The organism is Microbacterium sp. SSM24, from assembly GCF_025989145.1.
Lineage (GTDB): Bacteria > Actinomycetota > Actinomycetes > Actinomycetales > Microbacteriaceae > Microbacterium.
Genome location: NZ_JAPDNQ010000002.1, coordinates 435,601 through 455,875 on the forward strand (window position 1 = coordinate 435,601; position 20,275 = coordinate 455,875).

A 20,275-nucleotide genomic window follows, 5' to 3' on the forward strand; every position below is an offset into this window, starting at 1 on the left:
GTGGGCCTGAGCGCGAGACAACGCTAGCCGACACGGCGCGCGGTGCGGCCGAGGCGTGCCGAGTCCGTGTGCACGCGCAGAAGAGCGGATGCCCCGTGCCGAGGCATCCGCTCTTCTGCGTCGTTCAGGCGCCGAAGTACTGGTTCCCGAGCGCCTTGCTCTTGAGGGCATCGAACTCGCCCTGCGAGATCGAACCCGCGTCGAGGAGAGCCTTCGCCTTGGCGATGTCGTCGGCGGGGCTCGCGGAGGCCGCCGGCTTGTAGTCGTCGACCTCGGGGGCGCCGGCGTAGCGCGCCCGCGCCCGCTGCGCCATGCCGGATCCGCGGGCGATCACGTAGATGAGCGCCGTGAGGAACGGAATGAAGACCAGGGCGATGATCCACAGCGCCTTGAACCATCCGTTGAGCTTCTCGTCACGGAACAGGTCGGTGATGATGACGACCACCACGTAGATGTAGGCGGTGAACCAGAAGATCCACAGCAGCCACCAGAAGAAATCCATGCGAGGGCCTCCAGTCACAGAAACGACAACGGTCGCGCTCAGCATAGTGAGCGCGACCGTCGTACCGGTGGAACCGGAGGTCAGATTTCCTTCGACTTGTAGATCGGCGCCTTGCCGTGGACGGCGTCGCCGACGATCGGATCATGGCGGTGATCGCTTGACACGTGAACACCGCTCGCAGATGATTGCAAACTGTCCCCCCGACTATCTAGGGGATTCTCATGCTCGAACTCCGCCGAATTGTTGTGCCCACCGCGATCCTGGCTCTCTCGCTCAACACGTGAACACTCCCGCACCGGCTCTCGGGGCCCAGCGTCGATTTCTCGTCCGGCTCTCCGGGATTGAGAAGTCTCAGCGTCGACGCGACATCATCTGCACAGCGATCGAATTCAGCGGCGAAGAGGTCGTTCTCTTCGGGGGCGCGTCAGGCGCGCGCCGAACGCTTGCGCTAGGCAGCTCAGATGCTCTCATGCAGGAGGCGCTTCAAACCATGTGGAACATGCCGCTCGATCCTCCAGACGGCCTTGCGGACCGCTATCCATCGCAACTCGACTTGGCAGGCTGCTGGGCGGAGCTTCACTACGATCTCGGGCGCACAAACTACCTGGACGAGATCGACAGTTCGATCAGATACGACGAGATCCGTCTCGTCGACGGATCTGGCGTGGTCTCAGCGAGTAGCGTCGCACGGAAGAAGAGCGGCGTTGTCCGTGTTGTGCTCGATCGAGGCGAAGCCCCGATCCACGTCGCCGATGAGCTCAGCGCAATGCTCGACCGCGCACCCGCCCAAACCTGATCCCGCCGTCGCAGTGCGGAAACGACGACGGTCGCGCTCAGCATAGTGAGCGCGACCGTCGTACCGGTGGAACCGGAGGTCAGATTTCCTTCGACTTGTAGATCGGCGCCTTGCCGTGGACGGCGTCGCCGACCTTGTGGATGCGGATGTCGTTGGTCGAGCCGATGATCCCGGGAGGCGAGCCCGAGATCACGACGACCTTGTCGCCGACCTTCGCGAGGTCGTTCGCCAGGAGATAGTCGTCGACCTGGATGAACATGCGGTCGGTGTGCGCGACGTGCTCGACGAGCGTCGACTTCACTCCCCAGGTCAGCGCCATGCGGCGACGGATCGCCGGCTCGGGGGTGAACCCGATCATGGGGATGCGCGGACGCAGCCGCGACATGCGTCGTGCGGTGTCGCCCGACTCGGTGAAGATGCACAGGTACTTCGCGTCGACGAACTCGGCGACCTCGAGCGCCGCGAGAGTGATGGCGCCACCCTGCGTGCGGGGCTTCGTGGTCAGCGGCTGGATCCGCTCCAGGCCGTGCTCCTCGGTGGAGTCGATGATGCGGGCCATCGTCTCGACGACGCCCACGGGGTACTTGCCCACGCTGGTCTCGCCGGAGAGCATGACCGCGTCAGCGCCGTCGAGGACGGCGTTGGCGACGTCGCTCGTCTCGGCGCGCGTGGGCACCGGGTTCTCGATCATGGACTCGAGCATCTGGGTCGCGACGATCACGGGCTTGGCCATGCGGCGGCACAGCTCGACGGCGCGCTTCTGGACGATCGGGACGGCCTCGAGCGGGAGCTCCACGCCGAGGTCGCCGCGGGCGACCATGATGCCGTCGAACGCGTCGATGATCTCTTCGAGGTTGTCGACGGCCTGCGGCTTCTCGATCTTCGCGATGACCGGCAGATGGCGTCCTTCCTCGGCCATGATGACGTGCACGCGCTGCACGTCCTTCGCGTCGCGGACGAACGAGAGGGCGATGATGTCGGCGCCGGCGCGAAGGCCCCAGCGCAGGTCGGCCTCGTCCTTCTCCGAGAGCGCGGGGACGTTGACCGCCACGCCGGGGAGGTTGATGCCCTTGTTGTTGGACACCGGGCCGCCCACGATGACCTTCGTGGTGACGACGGTCCCGTCGGTCTCGACGACCTCGACGCGCACCTTGCCGTCGTCGATGAGGAGGAAGTCCCCCGCCTTGACGTCGTTGGGGAGGCCCTTGAACGTGGTGCCGACGATCTCCTTCGTGCCGAGGATGTCGTCGGTGGTGATCTTGAAGATGTCGCCGACGGCGAGCTCGTGGGGTCCGTTCTCGAACTTGCCCAGGCGGATCTTCGGACCCTGGAGGTCGACGAGGACGGCGACGGGACGGCCCGCGTCGTCGGCGGCCTTGCGCACATTGGCGAAGTTGTTGTCGTGGACCGAGTAGTCGCCGTGGCTCAGATTGAAGCGGGCGACGTCGACGCCCGCATCGATGATCGCGCGAACGCTCTCAAACGTTGAGGTGGCGGGACCAAGGGTTGCGACGATTTTGGCGCGTCTCATCCGTGTGTTTTCTCCGGGTGTTTTCGAGGGCGAATGCCGTATGCCAGCCTACGCGGGCTGCAGGCCGATCGCGACATCGGTCGGGCGGACGGGGGCGGGCAGCTGCGTCTCCCCCATGAGGTAGGCGTCGACGCTCGCGGCGGCCGCGCGGCCCTCCGCGATCGCCCACACGATCAGGGACTGGCCGCGACCGGCGTCGCCGGCCACGAACACGCCCGGCGCGGTGGTCTGGTAGTCGTTCTCGCGCTGCACGCTGCCCGTTCCGGTGAACTGCGCACCCAACTGCTCCTCGAGCAGCTGGCGCTCCGGGCCCGTGAAGCCCATCGCGATGAGGACGAGGTCCGCCGGGATCTCGCGCTCGGTTCCGCTCTTGGGAACGCGGCGGCCGTCCACGAACTCGGTCTCGGCCACGCGCAGCGCGCGCACCTCCCCGGCCTCGTTCGCGAGGAACTCGACCGTGCTGGCCAGGTACGACCGCTCGCCGCCTTCCTCATGGGCGGACTGCACCTCGAAGAGCGTCGGCGACATCGGCCACGGCTGGTGCTCCGGGCGCTCGCCCGGAGGACGCCGCCCGATGGCGAGGTTCGTGACGCTGAGCGCGCCGTGACGGTGCGCGGTGCCGATGCAGTCGGCGCCTGTGTCACCGCCGCCGATGACGATGACGTGCTTGCCCTCGGCCGAGATCTGGTTGGGCACCGCGTCCCCGGCGACCGCCTTGTTCGACTCGACGAGGTACTCCATCGCGAAGTGCACGCCGGCCAGGTCGCGCCCGGGGATCGCGAGCTCACGGGGAACCGTGGACCCCGTCGCGATCACGACCGCGTCGTAGCGCGCCCGCAGGTCGCTCCACGAGATGTCCTTGCCGATCTCGACCCCGGCACGGAACCGCGTGCCCTCGTCGCGCATCTGGCGAAGGCGGGACTCGAGGTGCTTCTTCTCCATCTTGAAGTCCGGGATGCCGTACCGCAGCAGACCGCCGATGCGGTCGTCGCGCTCGAACACGGCGACGGTGTGGCCAGCGCGGGTGAGCTGCTGAGCGGCAGCGAGTCCCGCGGGACCGGATCCGACGACGGCGACCGTCTTGCCGGTGAGGCGCCCGGGGGGCTCGGCCTCGATCCAGCCGTGGGAGAACGCCTCGTCGACGATCGAGACCTCGATCTGCTTGATCGTGACCGCGGGCTGGTTGATGCCGAGCACGCACGAGCTCTCGCACGGTGCGGGGCAGAGCCGGCCCGTGAACTCCGGGAAGTTGTTCGTCGCGTGCAGACGCTCGCTCGCCGAGCGGCCCTCGCCGCGCCAGGTGAGGTCGTTCCACTCCGGGATGAGGTTCCCGAGCGGGCAGCCCTTGTGGCAGAACGGCACACCGCAGTCCATGCAGCGACCGGCCTGCCGACGCAGGACGGCGGAGTCGCCCGGCTCGTAGACCTCTTTCCAGTCCATGATGCGCACCGGCACCGGCCGCCGCGCGGGCAGCTCTCGCTCGGTGACCTTCAGAAAGCCTTTCGGGTCAGCCACCCGTCACCTCCAGGATGCGGTTCCAGACGACGTCGCCGTCGGGGTCCAGCCCCTCGGCGACGGCGTTCTGGCGCGTCTCGAGCACCGCGGCGTAATCGCGGGGCATGACGCGGACGAAGTTGTCGAGCTCGTTCTCGAAGTCGGCGAGCAGCGCCGCCGCGAGGGTCGAGTCGGTCTCGGCGACATGCTGCTCGAGCAGGTCGCGCAGGATCTCGGCGTCGCCCGATCCGAGTGTTCCGAGTTCGAGCTCGCCCGTCGCGAGAGCCTCGCGGTTCACGAGCTTGCGGTCGAGGCGGTACACGTAGGCGGTGCCGCCCGACATGCCCGCGCCGAGGTTCCGGCCGGTCGCGCCGAGGATCACGGCGAGCCCGCCCGTCATGTACTCGAGCGCGTGGTCGCCCACACCCTCGACCACCGCGGTCGCGCCGGAGTTGCGCACGAAGAAGCGCTCCCCCACGACGCCGCGCAGGAACAGCGTGCCCTGCGTCGCGCCGTAGCCGATGACGTTGCCGGCGATCACGTTCTGCGATGCGTCGAAGGTCGCGCTGCGCGGCGGGCGCACCACGATCTGGCCGCCGGACAGACCCTTGCCGACGTAGTCGTTGGAGTCGCCCTCGAGGCGCAGCGTGATGCCCGCGGGCATGAAGGCGCCGAACGACTGACCGGCGGACCCCGTCAGGTTCACGACGATGCTCCCCGAGGGAAGACCGTTCTCGCCGCGGGCGACGGTCACGTGATGACCGAGCAGCGTGCCGACGGCGCGCTCCGTGTTGCGGATCGGCAGGTCTATCGTGAGCTGGCCGCCGTGCGCGATCACATCCTGTGCGCGCTCGATCAGCGGCACGTCGAAGTGCTCGTCGAGATCGTGCTTCTGCGACGTGGTGTTGCGACGCGCCTCATCATCGGAGAATGCGGGGCCTTCGAGCACCGGGCTGAGGTCCAGCCCGCTCGCCTTCCAGTGGTTCACGGCGCCGTCGATGTCCAGCAGCTCGCTGCGGCCGATGGCCTCGTCGAGCGACCGGAAGCCGAGCTCCGCGAGGTACTCGCGCACCTCTTCGGCGATGAACTCCATGAAGTTCACGACGAACTCCGGCTTGCCGTTGAAGCGCGAGCGCAGCACCGGGTTCTGGGTCGCGACCCCGACGGGGCAGGTGTCGAGGTGGCAGACGCGCATCATGATGCAGCCGGAGACGACGAGCGGAGCCGTCGCGAAGCCGAACTCCTCAGCGCCGAGCAGCGCACCGATGACGACGTCGCGTCCGGTCTTGAGCTGACCGTCCACCTGCACGACGACGCGGTCGCGCATGCCGTTGAGCATGAGCGTCTGCTGCGTCTCGGCGAGGCCGAGCTCCCACGGGGTTCCGGCGTGCTTGAGCGAGTTCAGCGGGCTCGCCCCGGTGCCGCCGTCGTGGCCGGAGACCAGGATCACATCGGCGAGGGCCTTGGCGGTTCCCGCCGCGACCGCGCCGATGCCCGACTGGCTCACGAGCTTGACGTGCACACGGGCCTTCGGGTTCGCGCGCTTGAGGTCGAAGATGAGCTGCTTGAGGTCTTCGATCGAGTAGATGTCGTGGTGCGGCGGAGGCGAGATGAGACCCACTCCGGCCGTCGCGTGGCGCGTGCGCGCCACCCACGGGTACACCTTGGTCGGCGGCAGCTGTCCGCCCTCACCGGGCTTGGCGCCCTGCGCCAGCTTGATCTGGATGTCCTCGGACTCCGTGAGGTACAGGCTGGTCACGCCGAAGCGGCCCGATGCGACCTGCTTGATCGCGCTGCGCCGCTCAGGGTCGAGAAGACGATCGACGTCCTCGCCGCCCTCGCCGGTGTTCGACTTGGCGCCGAGGCGGTTCATCGCGATCGCGAGGGTCTCGTGCGCCTCCTTCGAGATCGAGCCGTAGCTCATCGCACCCGTCGAGAACCGCTTCACGATGGACGCCACCGACTCGACCTCGTCGATCGGCACCGGCGTGCGGCCGTCGGTCTTGAAGCGGAAGAGCCCGCGGAGGGTCTTGAGCTCGCTCGCCTGGTCGTCGACGAGCTTCGTGTACTCGCGGAAGATGTCGTAGCGGCGCGTGCGGGTCGCGTGCTGCAGACGGAACACCGTGTCGGGGTTGAAGAGGTGGGGCGAGCCGTCGCGGCGCCACTGGTACTCGCCACCGGTCCACAGGCGCTCATGCGCGCGGACGGCGGCATCCTCGGGGTAGGCGTAGGCGTGACGGGCGGCGTTCTCCGCGGCGATCACGTCGAGCCCCACGCCGCCGAGCTTGGACTCCGTGCCCGTGAAGTACTTCTCGACGAACTCCTCGGACAGGCCGACGGCCTCGAACACCTGCGCGCCGGCGTACGACGACACCGTCGAGATGCCCATCTTCGACATGATCTTGAGCACGCCCTTGCCGAGCGCGTAGATCAGGTTCTTGACGGCCTTCTCGGGAGCGATGCCCGTGATGTATCCGGCGCGCACGAGGTACTCGACCGTCTCCATCGCGAGGTACGGGTTGACGGCGGATGCTCCGTACCCGATGAGGGTGGCGACGTGGTGCACTTCGCGCACGTCACCCGCCTCCACCACGAGACCGCAGGTCATGCGCGTCTCGTTGCGGATGAGGTGGTGGTGCACCGCGGCGAGCATGAGCAGCGACGGGATCGGGGCGAGGTCCTTGTTGGAGTCGCGGTCGGACAGCACGATGAACTCGGCGCCGTCCTCGATCGCCTGGTCGACCTCCTGGCACATCTGCGCGAGGCGCTTCTGCATGCCCTTGTGGCCGGCCTCGACGCGGTACAGACCCCGGATCGTGACCGACGTGCGGCCGGGGAGCGCCGTGTCGATGTGCTGGATCTTCGCCAGTTCGTCGTTGTCGATGACCGGGAAGTCGAGCGTGACGACGCGCGTGTGCCCCTCGCCCCACTCCAGGAGGTTCCGCTCGGGTCCGAGCCCGAGGGACAGGGATGTGACGACCTCTTCGCGGATCGAGTCCAGCGGCGGGTTCGTCACCTGCGCGAACTGCTGCGTGAAGTAGTCGAACAGCAGGCGAGGCCGCTCGCTGAGCACGGCGACGGGTGTGTCGGACCCCATCGCGCCCAGCGGCTCGGCGCCCGTCTGGCCCATCGGGGTGAGGAGGATCCGGACCTCTTCCTCGGTGTAGCCGAAGGTGCGCTGACGACGCGTGATCGAGGCGATCGGGTGGACGATGTGCTCGCGCTCGGGCAGATCGGCCAGGCGCACGCGCCCGGCGTCGAGCCACTCCTGCCACGGCTCGAGCTCGGCGAGGTCGCGCTTGATCTCGTCGTCCTCGACGATGCGGCCCTGCGCCGTGTCGACGAGGAACATGCGGCCCGGCCGCAGCCGGCCGCGCCGCTTGATGCGCTCAGGTGCGAAGTCGAGCACGCCGGTCTCGCTGCCGATCACGACGAGGCCGTCGGTGGTCTCGGTCCAGCGTCCCGGACGCAATCCGTTGCGGTCGAGCGTCGCACCGACGAGCGTGCCGTCGGTGAAGATGAGCGCTGCGGGACCGTCCCACGGCTCCATCTGCATGGAATGGAACTCGTAGAACGAGCGCAGCTTGGGGTCGATGTCGGCCTGCTTCTCGTAGGCCTCCGGCACCATCATCATGATCGCGTGCGGCAGGGTGCGCCCGGTGAGGGTGAGAAGCTCCAGAACCTCGTCGAACGACGCGGAGTCGCTGGCGCCGTCGGTGCAGATCGGCAGCAGCGGGCGGATGTCGCCGAGCAGCTCCGACTCCAGCTGCGACTGCCGGGCGCGCATCCAGTTGCGGTTGCCGTTGACCGTGTTGATCTCGCCGTTGTGCGCGAGCATCCGCAGCGGCTGCGCAAGCGGCCACGACGGGAAGGTGTTCGTCGAGTAGCGCGAGTGCACGACCGCGAGCTCGGACGCGAAGCGCTCGTCCTGCAGGTCGGGATAGAACGGCTCGAGCTGGAGCGTGGTGACCATGCCCTTGTACCCGAGTGTGCGCGCCGACAGCGACACGAAGTAGGCGTCGAGCTCGGTGCGTGCGCGCTTGCGCAGGCGGAAGGTGCGACGGTCCAGGCCGATCCCCGACAGCGCCGGTGCGTCACCCACCGCGGGGCGTGAGACGAACAGCTGCTCGAACACGGGTCGCGCCGCGAAGGCGAGCTTGCCGAGGTTCTCGTCGGCGGTCGGAACCTCGCGCCAGCCGAGCACCGTCAGGTTCTCGGATGCCGCGATTTGCTCGATCCCGGACTTCTGGGCTGCACGCTCGTCGTCGTCGCGGGGCAGGAAGATCATTCCGGCGGCGTACTCCCCCACGGGCGGGAGGTCGAACTCGACGACCGCGCGAAGGAACTCGTCGGGCATCTGGGTGAGGATGCCCGCGCCGTCGCCGGTACCGGCGTCGGAGCCGATCGCGCCCCGGTGCTCGAGGTTGCGCAGCGCCGTGAGCGCCAGATCGATGATGTCGTGTCCGGCTTCACCGCGGAGTGTGGCGACCATCGCCAGACCGCACGCGTCCTTCTCGAACGCCGGGTTGTACATGCCCTGCTTGCGCGGGAAACCCGACAGGGGGCTCGCAGCCATGCCTACCGTCCTCACGTTGATACTCAAAATGGGACGACGTCGGCCCGGGGGCGCGCGCGGAGCGCGCTATTTCGTGGCGGGAGTGCTTGTGGCGCTGGCCTCGTCGACTTCGGACGTCGGGGGTTCGCTGACGTCGACGAAGTCGTCGGTGTCCTGCGATTGTACAGCCTGTCCGGCCTTCCACTCGCGTCCGGACACATAGGGTGAAGGCTCGAATCCGGGGTGGCGGCGCTTCTGCACGAAGAAGATGACCAGACCGACGGCGACACCCACGATCGCGGCCCACACGTTGGTGCGCAGTCCCAGGATGATCTCGCTCGGGTCGATGCGGATCGACTCCCACACGATGCGGCCCGCGCTGTACCAGACGAGGTACAGGCCGAAGAGGCGGCCCCACTGCAGACGGAACTGCTTGCCGGCCCACAGCAGGAAGACGACGCCCAGCAGGTTCCAGATCACCTCGTAGAGGAACGTGGGGTGGAAGAGCGTGCCCTCGGGCAGGCCGACGGGCCACGCCGGGTTCGGGTAGTCGATCTCCAGGCCCCACGGCAGGTCTGTCGGGAGGCCGTAGAGCTCCTGGTTGAACCAGTTCCCGAATCGACCCACCGCCTGCGCGAGGAGCAGGCCGGGAGCGAGGGCGTCGGCGAAGGTCCAGAACCGGATGCCGGTCCACTTGCAGCCGAGCCACGCACCGACCGCGCCGCCGATGAGGGCGCCGTAGATCGCGATCCCGCCCTCCCAGATGAACAGCGCGGACAGCGGGTTCGCGCCCGGCCCGAAGTAGAAGTCCCAGTGGGTGACCACGTGGTAGATGCGCGCGCCGATGATCGCGAGCGGCACGGCCAGCAGCGCGATGTCGATCACGACCCACGGCTCCGCGCCGCGCTTCGTCAGCCGGTGGTTCGTGAGCAGCACAGCGAAGATGATGCCCAGGATGATGCACAGCGCGTAGAAGTGGATGGTGAGCGGTCCGAGCGGGAACGAGCTGACCGACGGGCTCGGAATGCTGGTGAGGACGCTCGCGGCGGCGGAGATCATGTGCGATCGATTCCTTGGCTGTTCGGGGGTGCCGGCGGCGAGCCGACGGAAGAAGTCTAGTTCGCGGTGCGCGCGGTGCCGGCGGCGAGAGCGCGCGCGGACGCCGCCAGGCCCTCGAGGCCGCCGTCACGCAGTGCGCGCACCAGCGCGGTGCCGACGATCGCGCCATCGGCGTACTCGAGCACGCCGGCGACCTGCTCGGCGGTCGAGATGCCGATGCCGACGCACGCGTTCTCGACCCCGTGCGCGCGCAGGCGCGTCACGAGGGTGCGGGCTGCGGCATCCAGCTGCGCCCTCTCCCCCGTGATCCCCATGGTCGAGACGGTGTAGACGAATCCGGTGGACGATGCCGCGATGAGCGCGAGACGCTCGTCGGTCGACGTCGGCGCCGCGAGGAACACGCGATCGAGGCCCGTGCGCTCACTCGCGGCGATCCACTCGGATGCCGCATCGGGGGTGATGTCGGGCGTGATGAGCCCTGCACCGCCGGCCGCGAGGAGATCATCGGCGTAGCGGTCGACTCCGTACTGCAGCACGGGGTTCCAGTAGGTCATGACGAGAACGGGCACATCCACGCGGCGGGTGATCTCGGCGACCGCTGTGAAGGTGTCGCGCAGCCGGAAACCGCCCGCGAGCGCGGCCTGCGTGGCCTCCTGGATGACCGTTCCGTCCATCACGGGATCCGAGTAGGGCGGACCGAGCTCGAGGATGTCGGCGCCGTTCTCGGCGAGGGCGACGGCGGCGTCGATGCTGCCCTGCAGGTCGGGGAATCCGAGCGGCAGGTAGCCGACGAAGGCTCCGCGGCCCTCGGCTCGTGCCGCGCCGATCGCGGCGGCGACGCGCGAGGTCACAGCTTCTCCCCCTCGCCGTGGGCGGCATCGTCGTGCGGCGCGGCGGCGGCGGCCGCGGCATCCCTGCCCTTGTCGTAGAGATCGAAGTAGCGCGCGGCGGTATCCATGTCCTTGTCGCCGCGACCCGAGAGGCACACCGCGAGGACCGCGTCGGGGCCGAGTTCGCGCCCGATCCGCAGGGCGCCCGCCAGCGCGTGCGCCGACTCGATCGCCGGGATGATGCCCTCGGTCTCGGACAGCAGTCGCAGCGCCTGCATCGCCTCGTCGTCGGTGGCGGGGATGTACTCCGCGCGCCCGATCGCCGAAAGCCACGCGTGCTCCGGACCCACGCCCGGATAGTCCAGGCCGGCGGAGATCGAGTGCGACTCGATCGTCTGGCCGTCCTCGTCCTGCAGGACGAAGGTCTTGGCGCCGTGGAGCACGCCCGGGCGGCCTCGCTCGATCGACGCCGCGTGACGGGGCGTGTCGACCCCGTCGCCCGCGGCCTCGACGCCGTACAGCTTCACGCCCTCATCGTCGAGGAAGGCGTCGAACATGCCGATCGCATTCGAGCCGCCGCCCACGCACGCGAGCACGGCGTCGGGGAGCCGGCCGGCCGCGTCGAGCAGCTGCGCGCGGGCCTCTTCGCTGATCACCTTCTGGAAATCGCGGACCATCGCGGGGAACGGGTGTGGTCCCGCCGCCGTGCCGAAGATGTAGTTGGTGTTCTCGACGCTCGCGACCCAGTCGCGGTAGGCGTCGTTGATCGCATCCTTGAGCGTTCGCGAACCGGTCGTCACCGGCACGACCTCGGCGCCGAGCAGGCGCATCCGGGCGACGTTGAGCGCCTGGCGTTCCGTATCGACCTCGCCCATGTAGATCGTGCACTCGAAGCCGAAGAGGGCGGCCGCGGTCGCCGTGGCGACGCCGTGCTGTCCCGCGCCGGTCTCGGCGATCACGCGCGTCTTGCCCAGGCGCTGGGTGAGCAGCGCCTGGCCGAGCACGTTGTTGATCTTGTGCGAGCCGGTGTGGTTGAGATCCTCGCGCTTGAGGAAGATCCGCGCACCGCCCGCGTGCGCCGCGAACCGGGGCACCTCGGTGATCGGCGACGGGCGCCCCGCGTAGGAGTTCAGCAGGCGGACGAACTCGGCCTGGAAGGCGGGATCCGCCTTCGCGGCCTCGTACTCCGCCGTCAGCTCGTCGATCGCGGCGATGAGCGACTCCGGCATGTACCGCCCGCCGAAGTCGCCGAAGAAGGGACCGGATGCTTCGCGAAGACTCACGCGCCCGCCTCCAGGAACGATCGAAGGGTCGAGATCGGGTCGTTGGTCACCAGGGCCTCGCCGATCAGCACGACGTCGGCTCCGGCGGCGCGGTAGTGCGCGACATCCGCCGGAGTGAGCACCGCGGACTCGGCGACCTTGACGGCGCCCGCGGGGATACGGTCGGCCACGCGCCCGAACAGGTCGCGGTCGAGCTCGAACGTCGACAGGTCACGGGCGTTCACGCCGATGAGCCGGGCACCCACGTCGACGGCGCGGTCGACCTCGTCGGCGGAGTGCGCCTCGACGAGGGGCGTCATGCCCAGCTCGAGGATCAGCGTGTGGAGGCGTGAGAGCACGTCCTGCTCGAGCGCTGCGACGATCAGGAGAACGAGGTCGGCACCGGCCGCGCGGGCCTCGAGCACCTGGTACTCGTTCGCGATGAAGTCCTTGCGCAGCACGGGAAGGTCCACGGCGGCGCGGACGGCCTCGAGGTCGGCGAGGCTGCCCTTGAAGCGGCGTCCTTCGGTGAGCACGGAGATGGCCGATGCCCCGCCCTCCTCGTACCGGCGTGCCTGCAGCGCGGGATCGGGGATGGCGGCGAGATCACCGCGGGACGGGCTCGCCCGCTTCACCTCGGCGATGATCTTGACGCGGTCGGCGGGGGCCAGGGCGGCGAGGGCGTCGCGGGCGGACGGCTGCGCGAGTGCCGCAGCCTCGACGACCGCGAACGGCCGCTCCGAGGCACGGGCCCCGGCATCCTCCACCGCGCCGGCCGTGAGGTCGGCGAGCATGTCAGTGCTCTTTCGAGGAGTACTTCGGGCCGTTGACGCCATAGCCCGACTTGGCCATGATCCAGCCCACGATGAGACCCACGACCAGGAGCGCGGCCGAAGCCCACACGAGGACCGGCATGTCGAACCAGTAGAACAGCGTGCCGAGCGTGACCGCGACGAGCATGATCACGACGGCTGTCCAGGCGGCGGGCGAGTGTCCGTGGCCGGGGTCGCCGATGTGGTTGCTCATGGATCTCCTCCAGGTAGGCGCGGGGATGTCGTCAGTCTAGCGGGCGGGTCGTCGGATCCTCGCCACGAGAGAGGTCGTCCCACGAATCGATCGCGTCATGCGGGCGCGAGCCCGCCGCGGCGATCGGCGCGGGGCCGTCCTCGGTGCGATAGCGGCGGCCCGAGCCCTTCCAGCGGTGCGCCGTCACGAGCGTGAAGGCGCCCGCGGCCGCGAGCACGATGGTGGTGACGAGGGTCACTGCCGGCCACGCGGTGGGCGTGATGGCGGCGACGAGTTCGGCGACCGCGGCCTCTCCGGTGATGCCGGTCGACTCCGTGACGGTCGACGCGACCGCGCCGACGGGATGGGCGAACACGATCTGACCCGTGAACCAGCCGAGGATCACGGCGATCAGGACGGTGAGTGCCCCGAACGCATAGCGCAGGGCGAGCCCGACGATCGAGAGCGCGCCGCCGAGCGCGAGCACCGCCAGTCCGAGCGGTGCGAGCACCGGGATCGCGGCAGCGCCGGGCACTTCGAGCGTGTGGCCCGCACCGTCGTCGAGCACCACGACGAGCCAGGTCTGCGTCGCCGAGATGACCGTCACGGCCCCGCAGGCCACGAGCGCGACGACGGCGAGCAGGCGGGCGCGGCGGGTCACTCCGGACGCTCCGGACCGGCGATCGGGTCGAGGTCGTCCGCGTCGAAGCAGGTCCGCGTGCCCGTGTGGCACGCCGGGCCGACCTGCTCGACCTGGAGCAGGATCGCGTCGCCGTCGCAGTCGAGGCGGGCGCCGCGCACCAGCTGGATGTGACCGGACGTGTCGCCCTTGCGCCAGTGCTCCCGGCGGGAGCGCGACCAGAACGTCACTCGACCCTCGGTCAGCGTGCGACGCAGCGCCTCGGCATCCATCCACCCGAGCATGAGCACCTCGCGGGTGTCCCACTGCTGCACGATGGCGGCCACGAGGCCGTGGGCGTCGAACGAGACGCGATCGATCCGTTCCTGAACGCTCTCGGTCATGCCGCGACCTCCCGCACCGCGATGCCGGTTGCCGCCATCGCGCTCTTCACGTCACCCACGGTCAGCTGACCGGAGTGGAAGACGGATGCCGCGAGCACCGCGTCGGCGCCCGCGTCGATGGCCGGACCGAAATCCTCGGCGCGACCCGCTCCGCCGGACGCGATGACCGGGACGCTCGAGACCTCGCGCATGAGTGCGACGAGCTCGAGATCGAACCCCTCGCGCGTGCCGTCCGCGTCGATCGAGTTCACCAGCAGCTCGCCCGCGCCGCGCTCGATCGCCTCGCGCGCCCACGCGAGCGCGTCCAGCGTGGTCTCGGTCCGGCCGCCGTGGGTCGTGACGACGAATCCCGACTCCGTGCCGGCCGAGCGCTTCACGTCCAGGGAGAGCACGAGCACCTGGGCGCCGAACCGGTCCGCGATCTCGTCGAGCAGCGCAGGACGCGCGATCGCCGCGGAGTTCACACCGATCTTGTCGGCACCGACGGAGAGCAGTCGGGCGACGTCGTCGGTCGAGCGGACTCCCCCGCCGACGGTGAGCGGGATGAACACCTGCTCGGCCGTGCGGCGCACGACGTCGTATGTCGTCGACCGCGCGTCGACGGTTGCCGTCACATCGAGGAAGGTCAGTTCATCGGCGCCCTGCCGGAAGTACTCGCGCGCGAGCTCGACCGGGTCGCCCATGTCGCGCAGGTTCTCGAAGTTGACGCCCTTCACGACGCGCCCTGCGGCGACGTCGAGGCACGGGATGACCCGGCAGACGAGGCTCATCAGAGCCTCGCGTTGTGGATCGCGGTCACCAGGATGGCGCGCGCGCCGATCGCATAGAGGGCGTCCATCACCTGGTTGACCCCTGCGCGCGGAACCATGACACGCACGGCCACCCACTGGGGATCGCGCAGCGGCGCGATGGTCGGCGACTCGATGCCCGGAGCGATCGCCACGGCGTCGTCCACGAGAGTGGCGGGCAGGTCGTAGTCGATCATGACGTAGCGCCGCGCCACCATGACGCCTCGCAGACGTCGCAGCAGCGTGTCGGTGCCGCCCGCGTCGGTCGGCCCGCTGATGAGCACGGCCTCCGATTCGAGGATCTTGGGTCCGAAGATCTCGAGACCCGCCTGGCGCAGCGTCGTGCCCGTCGACACGACGTCGGCGACGGCATCCGCCACCCCGAGCCGGACCGCCGACTCGACCGCTCCGTCCAGCGGCACCAGGTCGACGGCGACGCCGTGATCGTCGAGGAAGCCGTCGACGAGGCCCGGATAGGCCGTCGCGACCCGCATCCCCTCGAGGTCGTTCACGGTGGTGAATCGTCCGGGCGGACCGGCGAACCGGAACGTCGAGTCGCCGAACCCGAGGGCCTCGATCTCTCGCGCACCCGGCATGCGGGCGTCGAGGAGGAGGTCACGGCCGGTGATGCCGACGTCGAGGGCGCCGGACCCGACGTAGGTCGCGATGTCCTTCGGGCGCAGGTAGAAGAACTCGACCTCGTTCTGCGGGTCGATGGTGTGGAGGTCCTTGGGATCGCGACGGCCGGTGTAACCCGCCTCCGAGAGCATCTCGGTGGCGGTCTCGGCGAGCGATCCCTTGTTCGGAACGGCGATGCGCAGCATGGCGGCGGGAGCTTTCGGTTCGAGGTCGGAAGGGAGCGCGCGCTCAGAGATGTCGGTAGACGTCTTCGAGGCTCAGCCCCTTCGCGAGCATCATCACCTGGAGGTGGTACAGCAGCTGCGAGATCTCCTCGGCTGCGGCATCCGTCGACTCGTACTCGGCTGCCATCCAGACCTCGGCGGCCTCTTCGACGATCTTCTTGCCGATCGCGTGGACGCCCGCGTCGAGCTGAGCGACCGTCCCCGATCCTTCGGGGCGCTCGACCGCGGTGGCGGTGAGCTCGGCGAACAGCGCATCGAACGTCTTCACCGTTCCAGGGTAGCGGCCGGGCGGCACGCCCCGGCGCCCCGTGACGCGTCGACACGGCGTGCGGGTGAGCGGCTCCTCGCGGAATGCCTGGTCAGTGCGCGTGCCGGGTCAGTGCGCGTGGCGGTGCTGCGCGGCGGTGGCGCGGAGCCCGGCGATCGCTGCCGCCGGGTCGGCCGCCCCGAAGACGGCGGAACCTGCGACGAACGTGTCCGCTCCCGCCTCGGCTGCCTGCGCGATCGTGGACTCGCCGATGCCGCCGTCCACCTGCAGCCACACGGCCGACCCGCGCCGCCGGGCCTCATCGGCCAGGCGACGCAGCTTCGGCATGGTCTCGGGCATGAACGATTGCCCTCCGAACCCGGGCTCGACGGTCATCACGAGGACCTGATCGAAGTCGTCGAGCAGATCGAAGAGTGCTTCGACCGGAGTCGCGGGCTTCACCGCCACCCCCGCGCGGGCGCCGATGTCGCGCAGTCGGCGCGCGAGTGCGACCGGCTCTGTGGCCGCCTCGAGATGGAAGGTGACGGATGCCGCGCCGAGCTCCGCGTACCCCGGAGCCCACCGGTCGGGGTCGGCGATCATGAGGTGCACATCGAGCGGCACGGTGCTGGTCGCCTGGATGCGCTCGACCATCTGGGGACCGAAGGTGAGGTTCGGCACGAAGTGGTTGTCCATAACGTCGACGTGCACGAAGTCGGCGGAAGCGATGCGCGCGAGCTCGGACTGCATGTTGACGAAGTCTGCGGCCAGGATGCTCGGATTGATGCGGACGCCGCCGTTGCGGCCGTTCTCGTCGCGGAGGGGCACGAGTCCATTATGGTCGAGCCGTGGACCCCATCACGGCACTGCTCGCCGACGTGCTCGAGGAGATCCGACCGGGCGACTCCGGCGCGCCGGCCTCCTACATCCCGGAGCTCGCGACCGCCGACCCGGAGAGGCTGGCCTTCGCCGTCGTCGGGCCGCGCGGGCGCGTGCGCTCCGTCGGGGACGACCACGTCGAGTTCACCATCCAGTCGATCTCCAAGCCGTTCGTCCTCGCCCTGGCGCTCGAGGTGCACGGGCTCGATGCCGTGCTGCAGCGTGTCGGGGCGGAGCCGAGCGGTGAGCCGTTCAACGCGATCAGCCTCGAGCCGGTCACCGGGCGTCCCGCGAACCCCATGATCAACGCCGGGGCGATCGCGACGTCCGCGCTCATCCCGGGCGACGACGTCGACACGCGCACCGCACGCATCGTCGAGATGCTTTCGGCGTTCGCCGGACGATCGCTGTGGATCGACGAATCGGTGTACTCGTCGGAGTCGACCACGGGCGATCGCAACCGCGCGCTGGCCCATCTGCTGAAGTCCCACGGCGTGATCGACGGATCCGTGGACGTGGCTGTCGAGACCTACTTCCGGCAGTGCTCGATCCTCGTGAGTGTGCGCGACCTCGCGATCATGGCGGCGACGCTCGCGTTCGGAGGGGTCAATCCGGTGACCGGCCGCCGTGTCGTCGACGAACGCGTCGCGCGGGACGTGCTGTCGATCATGTCGAGCTGCGGGATGTACGACTTCTCCGGCGAATGGCTGCTGCGGGTGGGGCTTCCGGCGAAGAGCGGCGTGAGCGGCGGCCTGATGTCCGTGGCGCCGTCGCAGTTCGGCGTCGCCGCGTTCAGCCCCCGCCTGGACGCGCACGGCAACAGCGTGCGCGCGGTCGCCCTGGTGGAAGCGGCGTCCGAGCGGTTCGGCATGCATCTGCTCGAACCCCACGAGAGCGTTGCCTCGCCCGCCATGACCTTGCACGAGGGCGACGAGGGCCGCGTCGTACGCCTGGGCGGCGAGCTCGGCTACTCCGGCGCGGAGCGGATCGTCGCGGTCCTGCGCGAGGTGGCGTCGGGGCTGCCCGACGGGGCGCCGCTCATCGTGGATGCCCGCGAGCTCGGACGCACGCATCCGGGCGCTCTCATCGCGCTCCGCGGCGAGTTCGAGGATCTGCCGGAGTGGGTCTGGCTGCAGGAGTAGTCCTGGGTCACACCCGACGCAGCAGCGAGATCGACATCGCGTCGGTGTTGTGGCGGTGCGGCCACAGCTGCGCCCGCCCCGAACCGTCCGCCTGCGGCGGCAGCGCAGGGTCGCTCTCCGCGAGGGCGGTGAGCACTTCACGGGCCGAGAGCTCTTCGAGCGCCGCACCCCACTCACGACGCACCTCGGCCACGACACCCGAGGTCTCGGCGAGGTGCGGTGAGCACGTCACGTACGCCACGACTCCCCCGGGCTTGAGGGCCGAGACTGCTCCGGTGAGCAGCTCGCGCTGCAGCTCCGTCAGCTCGGGCACATCGGCGGGTGCTTTGCGCCACCGCGCCTCGGGCCGCCGCCGGAGAGCACCCAGCCCGGTGCACGGCGCGTCGACGAGGATCCGGTCGTACGTCTCCGGAGTCTCCGCTATGCGTTCTCTGCCGTCCTGCTCCGAGACCGGGACATCGAGGGGCACGCCCTCGATCGCTCGGCGCACCAATCCCGCGCGTGCGGGTGAGATTTCGTTCGCCTCGAGGAGCGCACCGTGGGCCAGCGCCTCGGCGGCGAGCATCGCCGTCTTGCCGCCGGGCCCGGCGCAGAGGTCGAGCCACCGCTCGCCCTCGCGAACCGGCAGCGCCCGGGTGAGCGCGAGCGCGGCGAGCTGCGAACCCTCGTCCTGCACCCGGATGCGGCCGTCCGACGCCCGGATGATGCCCTCCGGGTCACCGCCGGCCAGCCGGAACCCCACGGGCGAGAACGGGGTGCGCCGGGCATCGTCGGGGGCCGCGGCGAGTCCTGGAAGCGCCGCCATCGTGACGCGAGGGGATGCGTTGTCGGCGGTGAGGAGCGCCTCGAGCTCATCGGCACGGCCCTCGGCGGCCAGCGCGCGCCGGAAAGCGCGCACCACCCACACCGGGTGCGAGAACAGCAGCCCCAACTGCTCGTCGTCGGATCGAGCACCGTCGGCGACGCGCGTCATCCAGTCGCCCGGCGTGTCGCGGGACACGCGGCGGAGCACGGCGTTGGCGAATCCCGCCGCCCCGCGGCCGCCGGCGGACCGCGCCAGCTCGACCGATTCGTTCACGGCGGCGTGCGAGGCCACCCTGGTCGACAGCAGCTGGTGCACGCCGAGACGGAGGGCGTCGAGCACGGCCGGGTCGATGTCGACGATCAGGCGGTCGGCGGCGATCGCGATGACCGCGTCGTACGTGCCCTGCCGGCGGAGGGTGCCGTACGTCAGCTCGGTCGCCAGCGCGGCATCGGCGGTCGACAGGCCCGCCCGCGTGATCAGCGTCGGAAGCAGGAGGTTGGCGTACGCGTCGGACTCGTGGACGGCCCGAATCGTGTCGTAGGCGACGCGACGGGATGCTGCGGCGGCGGTCACGATCCGGCCACCGGCTCGTCGCTGCGGAGCCCGCGCCACCAGTCGGCGGCGCGCATCGGTCCCTTGCCCGCCGGCTGAACGGTCTCGACGATGATGGGCCGGGTGGCGGTCCCGACGTGCAGCTCGCGCTCGTGGAGGGCCATGTGTCCGGGCTCGAGCGCAGGCGCACCGTCGGCAGCGCGCCGCACGACGAGGATCTTCACGCGGGTGCCATCGACGGTCGTGTGTGCGCCGGGCTCGGGCGTGACGCCCCTGATGCGGCCGAGCACAGCATCTTGCGGCTCGGCCCAGCGCACGGCGCCGTCGTCGTCGCCGAGCTTGCCCGCGTAGGTCGTCGCGCCCGTCTGCGATCGGGCGACCGCGGTGCCGGCCGCGATCGCATCCACGACCGAGAGCAGCAGCTCGGCGCCGTCCTCGGCCAGCGCGGTGAGCAGCTCTCCCGCGGTCACATCCGCGCCGATCGGATGCGCGCGCTCGGCGTACACCTCACCGGCATCGAGCTCGGGAACGAGACGGAACACGCTCGCACCCGTTTCGGCGTCGCCCGCGATCAGGGCGTGCTGCACCGGAGCGGCGCCACGCCACCGAGGAAGGAGCGAGAAGTGCAGGTTGATCCAGCCGTGGACGGGTGTGGAGAGAAGCGGCTCCCGGACCAGGCCGCCGTACGCGACGATCACGCCCAGGTCGGGGCGCAGCGCTGCGATCCGCTCCGTCGCCTCCGCGTCGAGCCGATCGGCCTTGATGGCGTGCAGGCCGAGCTCGCCCGCCGCGGCCGCCACCGCAGACGGCGTGAGCACGCGCTTGCGACCGAGCGGCGCGTCGCGTCGCGTGATCACGGCAGCCAGGTCGTGATCGGATGCCGCGAGCCGGCGCAGGGACGGCACCGCCGGCTCCGGTGTGCCGGCGAAGACGAGGCGCATG

General features: G+C 69.8%; 19 protein-coding genes. 2 read left to right on the forward strand and 17 right to left on the reverse strand.

From position 1 onward, the window contains the following. Window positions 1-124: 124 nt before the first annotated feature. The gene (locus tag OL358_RS14025; protein ID WP_264710685.1) at window positions 125-502 is read right to left on the reverse strand and encodes an SHOCT domain-containing protein; all 378 of its coding nucleotides are present in this window, start codon (window positions 500-502) and stop codon (window positions 125-127) included. Window positions 503-782: 280 nt separating this feature from the next. On the opposite strand from OL358_RS14025, the gene OL358_RS14030 reads away from it, so the two are divergent. Beyond that, on the forward strand, window positions 783-1,298 hold the full coding sequence (locus OL358_RS14030; RefSeq protein WP_264710686.1) for a hypothetical protein: 516 nt from the start codon (window positions 783-785) through the stop codon (window positions 1,296-1,298). Between the two features lie 79 nt (window positions 1,299-1,377). On the opposite strand, the gene pyk is transcribed toward OL358_RS14030, so the two are convergent. The 14 genes from pyk to rpe all read right to left on the reverse strand — a co-directional run bounded on the left by pyk (window position 1,378) and on the right by rpe (window position 16,783). Further along, complete coding sequence (gene pyk / locus OL358_RS14035) at window positions 1,378-2,829, reverse strand: pyruvate kinase (protein ID WP_264710687.1); 1,452 nt, start codon at window positions 2,827-2,829, stop codon at window positions 1,378-1,380. Between the two features lie 48 nt (window positions 2,830-2,877). Next, window positions 2,878-4,344, reverse strand: coding sequence for a glutamate synthase subunit beta (locus OL358_RS14040; protein ID WP_264710688.1), 1,467 nt, complete (start codon window positions 4,342-4,344; stop codon window positions 2,878-2,880). Then, window positions 4,337-8,899 carry a glutamate synthase large subunit gene (gltB, locus tag OL358_RS14045; RefSeq protein ID WP_264710689.1) on the reverse strand — a complete coding sequence of 1,521 codons (4,563 nt, stop codon included), beginning with the start codon at window positions 8,897-8,899 and terminating at the stop codon, window positions 4,337-4,339. Before gltB ends, OL358_RS14040 begins: the two co-directional genes overlap by 8 nt. Before the next feature lie 66 nt (window positions 8,900-8,965). Then, complete coding sequence (lgt, locus tag OL358_RS14050) at window positions 8,966-9,937, reverse strand: prolipoprotein diacylglyceryl transferase (RefSeq protein ID WP_264710690.1); 972 nt, start codon at window positions 9,935-9,937, stop codon at window positions 8,966-8,968. 56 nt (window positions 9,938-9,993) lie between these two features. Beyond that, the gene (gene trpA / locus OL358_RS14055; protein WP_264710691.1) at window positions 9,994-10,788 is read right to left on the reverse strand and encodes a tryptophan synthase subunit alpha; all 795 of its coding nucleotides are present in this window, start codon (window positions 10,786-10,788) and stop codon (window positions 9,994-9,996) included. Continuing rightward, window positions 10,785-12,050, reverse strand: a complete 1,266-nt coding sequence (trpB, locus tag OL358_RS14060; protein ID WP_264710692.1) for a tryptophan synthase subunit beta — start codon at window positions 12,048-12,050, stop codon at window positions 10,785-10,787. The genes trpA and trpB overlap by 4 nt, the downstream gene beginning before the upstream one ends. Further along, entirely contained in the window at window positions 12,047-12,823 is a 777-nt protein-coding gene (trpC, locus tag OL358_RS14065) for an indole-3-glycerol phosphate synthase TrpC (RefSeq protein WP_264710693.1), read from the reverse strand. Before trpC ends, trpB begins: the two co-directional genes overlap by 4 nt. Before the next feature lies 1 nt (window position 12,824). After that, window positions 12,825-13,055: a DUF6704 family protein gene (locus OL358_RS14070; RefSeq protein ID WP_264710694.1), complete on the reverse strand. Its 231-nt coding sequence runs from the start codon at window positions 13,053-13,055 to the stop codon at window positions 12,825-12,827. Between the two features lie 31 nt (window positions 13,056-13,086). Next, a complete protein-coding gene (locus OL358_RS14075; RefSeq protein ID WP_264710695.1) occupies window positions 13,087-13,695 on the reverse strand; it encodes a Trp biosynthesis-associated membrane protein in 609 nt (202 codons plus the stop codon). Further along, window positions 13,692-14,057, reverse strand: coding sequence for a phosphoribosyl-AMP cyclohydrolase (gene hisI, locus OL358_RS14080; RefSeq protein WP_264710696.1), 366 nt, complete (start codon window positions 14,055-14,057; stop codon window positions 13,692-13,694). Before hisI ends, OL358_RS14075 begins: the two co-directional genes overlap by 4 nt. Next, window positions 14,054-14,827, reverse strand: coding sequence for an imidazole glycerol phosphate synthase subunit HisF (gene hisF, locus OL358_RS14085; protein ID WP_264710697.1), 774 nt, complete (start codon window positions 14,825-14,827; stop codon window positions 14,054-14,056). The genes hisI and hisF overlap by 4 nt, the downstream gene beginning before the upstream one ends. Beyond that, a complete protein-coding gene (gene hisG / locus OL358_RS14090) occupies window positions 14,827-15,669 on the reverse strand; it encodes an ATP phosphoribosyltransferase (RefSeq protein WP_264710698.1) in 843 nt (280 codons plus the stop codon). Before hisG ends, hisF begins: the two co-directional genes overlap by 1 nt. Window positions 15,670-15,712: 43 nt before the next feature. Further along, window positions 15,713-15,976 carry a phosphoribosyl-ATP diphosphatase gene (locus OL358_RS14095; protein WP_264710699.1) on the reverse strand — a complete coding sequence of 88 codons (264 nt, stop codon included), beginning with the start codon at window positions 15,974-15,976 and terminating at the stop codon, window positions 15,713-15,715. Between the two features lie 108 nt (window positions 15,977-16,084). After that, window positions 16,085-16,783, reverse strand: a complete 699-nt coding sequence (gene rpe / locus OL358_RS14100; protein WP_264710700.1) for a ribulose-phosphate 3-epimerase — start codon at window positions 16,781-16,783, stop codon at window positions 16,085-16,087. 20 nt (window positions 16,784-16,803) lie between these two features. On the opposite strand from rpe, the gene glsA reads away from it, so the two are divergent. After that, window positions 16,804-17,976 (forward strand): glutaminase A, encoded by a 1,173-nt coding sequence (gene glsA / locus OL358_RS14105; protein WP_264710701.1) that lies wholly within the window; start codon window positions 16,804-16,806, stop codon window positions 17,974-17,976. Window positions 17,977-17,983: 7 nt separating this feature from the next. Here the strand turns inward: glsA and OL358_RS14110 are convergent, their stop codons facing one another. Then, the gene (locus OL358_RS14110; RefSeq protein ID WP_413631680.1) at window positions 17,984-19,357 is read right to left on the reverse strand and encodes an RsmB/NOP family class I SAM-dependent RNA methyltransferase; all 1,374 of its coding nucleotides are present in this window, start codon (window positions 19,355-19,357) and stop codon (window positions 17,984-17,986) included. After that, window positions 19,351-20,274: a methionyl-tRNA formyltransferase gene (fmt, locus tag OL358_RS14115; RefSeq protein WP_264710703.1), complete on the reverse strand. Its 924-nt coding sequence runs from the start codon at window positions 20,272-20,274 to the stop codon at window positions 19,351-19,353. The genes OL358_RS14110 and fmt overlap by 7 nt, the downstream gene beginning before the upstream one ends. Window position 20,275: the final 1 nt, after the last annotated feature.

Coding starts and splice junctions, on each gene's coding strand:
- OL358_RS14025 (WP_264710685.1), bottom strand. CDS start 502: ATGGATTTCTTCTGGTGGCTGCTGTGGATCTTCTGGTTCACCGCCTAC.
- pyk (WP_264710687.1), bottom strand. CDS start 2,829: ATGAGACGCGCCAAAATCGTCGCAACCCTTGGTCCCGCCACCTCAACG.
- gltB (WP_264710689.1), bottom strand. CDS start 8,899: ATGGCTGCGAGCCCCCTGTCGGGTTTCCCGCGCAAGCAGGGCATGTAC.
- lgt (WP_264710690.1), bottom strand. CDS start 9,937: ATGATCTCCGCCGCCGCGAGCGTCCTCACCAGCATTCCGAGCCCGTCG.
- trpC (WP_264710693.1), bottom strand. CDS start 12,823: ATGCTCGCCGACCTCACGGCCGGCGCGGTGGAGGATGCCGGGGCCCGT.
- OL358_RS14070 (WP_264710694.1), bottom strand. CDS start 13,055: ATGAGCAACCACATCGGCGACCCCGGCCACGGACACTCGCCCGCCGCC.
- hisI (WP_264710696.1), bottom strand. CDS start 14,057: ATGACCGAGAGCGTTCAGGAACGGATCGATCGCGTCTCGTTCGACGCC.
- hisF (WP_264710697.1), bottom strand. CDS start 14,827: ATGAGCCTCGTCTGCCGGGTCATCCCGTGCCTCGACGTCGCCGCAGGG.
- hisG (WP_264710698.1), bottom strand. CDS start 15,669: ATGCTGCGCATCGCCGTTCCGAACAAGGGATCGCTCGCCGAGACCGCC.
- fmt (WP_264710703.1), bottom strand. CDS start 20,274: ATGCGCCTCGTCTTCGCCGGCACACCGGAGCCGGCGGTGCCGTCCCTG.